1 protein-coding gene is annotated in these 1397 nt (G+C 56.8%); it reads right to left on the bottom strand.

Annotated elements, in window-relative coordinates:
• Positions 1 to 58 precede the first annotated feature (58 nt).
• Positions 59 to 1397 (bottom strand): reverse transcriptase domain-containing protein (locus D4A39_RS18925; protein ID WP_147393938.1); only part of this gene is annotated, 1339 nt, incomplete at its 5' end.

Genomic DNA, 1397 nt, shown 5'->3' with positions numbered 1-1397 from the left:
TATTGTTGTTGTTGGCATCCTTCTGTCTCTAGAGACAATGGAGTCTGCACCTGAGTATTTATTTAGTTGTGGGGCAGCAGCGCCGGCTGTGGCTGAATAAACCAATGCGGGAGCTGCAGCTCCTACCGCACTTGCTGCAAGTGAGGTCGGTAGTGGGTACGATGGTGGGAGCAGTGGTAGGCCGGGGTCTCTGCTGTTTGCGGCTCTTCCTTTCCTTGCGCTGGATGTCTCTCTTCTCCTCAGCCTGCTTGACGCCGGTTTTGACATTTGCACGCCAGCTAGAGCGGTCGGAAGTTGCTGTTTCGAGATCTGCTGGGTTGATGTTGCATGACTTCAGATCCCTCTTGCAGACATCCTTGTAGCGCAAGGCGGGTCGACCGGTTGGCCGAGTTCCGGTGGCGAGCTCGCCATAGAGGATGTCCTTTGGGATGCGGCCATCGTCCATCCTGCATACATGTCCGAGCCAGCGCAGGCGCCTCTGGGAGAGGGTGGCAAACATGCTTGACAGGCCTGCCTGGGCCAAAACATCTGCGTTGGAAACGCGATCCTGCCAGGTGATGCCGAGGAGTCGTCTGAGGTTGCGCATGTGGAAGGCATTCAGTCTTCGCTCTTGGTGCGTGTACAGGGTCCAAGCCTCACTGCCGTACAGAAGGGTGCTCAGCACGCACGCTTGATACACCTTCATCTTTGTGTTGAGGGTCAGCATGGGGTTGTCCCACACACGCTTCGCTAGGCGGGCCATGGCAGACGCTGCTTTGCCTATTCTCACGTTAAGCTCGGCATCCAGCGATAGGTTGCTGGAGATTGTGGAGCCTAGGTAGCTGAACTTGTCCACCACCTCCAGGGTGTGATCGCCGATGATAATTGTGGGAGGGGTGCTCACATCCTGACCCATGATGTTGGTCTTCTTGAGGCTGATGGTGAGGCCAAACTCTGTGCATGCCTCCGCGAAGAGAGTTATGAGTCGCTGAAGGGCAGCTTCTGTGTGAGCAGTGAGGGCGGCGTCATCGGCAAAGAGCATCTCCCGGATGAGGACCTTGCGCACCTTGGTCCTCGCTCTGAGGCGGGCAAGGTTGAACAGGTTCCCATCACTACGTGTGTGGAGGAAGATGCCATCTTCGGACTCGCTGAATGCGTAGCGCAGGAGCAGGGAGAAGAATATGCCGAAAAGTGTCGGGGCCAGGACACACCCCTGTTTCACACCGCTCTTGATTGGGAAGGGGTCCGATGACTCTCCGTCATACTGAACAGTGCCAGACATGTTGTCGTGGAATGACTCGACCATCTTCCGAAGCTTGGGGGGGCATCCAATCTTGTGGAGGAGGGCGAAGAGGCCAGACCGACTGACCAAGTCAAACGCCTTGGTCAGGTCGATGAAGGCGAGGTACAGGGGACGT

The sequence above is a fragment of the Alcanivorax profundi genome (assembly GCF_003597125.1).
Classification (GTDB): domain Bacteria; phylum Pseudomonadota; class Gammaproteobacteria; order Pseudomonadales; family Alcanivoracaceae; genus Alcanivorax; species Alcanivorax profundi.
The sequence above is the reverse complement of the archived record's forward strand: the minus strand, read 5'-3'. Positions and strand labels throughout refer to the sequence as shown.